This window comes from Microbacterium sp. GbtcB4 (assembly GCF_019091465.1).
Classification (GTDB): domain Bacteria; phylum Actinomycetota; class Actinomycetes; order Actinomycetales; family Microbacteriaceae; genus Microbacterium; species Microbacterium paraoxydans.
The window spans coordinates 1-244 of the sequence record NZ_JAGXJJ010000400.1; the positions used below are offsets into that span (position 1 = coordinate 1).

Annotated in this window: 1 pseudogene; it reads right to left on the bottom strand. The window is 76.2% G+C overall.

The window, feature by feature from the left end:
* Positions 1 to 244 (bottom strand): annotated as a pseudogene (locus KVS71_RS18290) (phosphoribosylamine--glycine ligase); the annotation flags it as partial.

The following is a 244-nucleotide window of genomic DNA, read 5'->3' on the forward strand; positions in this document are numbered from 1 at the left end:
TGAGGAGGCGGGTCAGCGGGGTCCCCCGGCGCGGGGGCACGACCTGGGTCCCCGGGTCCCCGGAGCCCGCGTTGGACTCGATCCCGCGCCCGCCCTGCGGGGTGAGGATGAGACCGGCGTAGAGGAGTCCGATGCACGGGGTCCCCTCCGCGCCGAGCTGCCGGACGACCGGGGTGGCGACGTCGCGGGTGACCTCTTCCACGAATGCCCGCTCGCTGCCGGACTGCGCCGGGAGCCAGGGCAG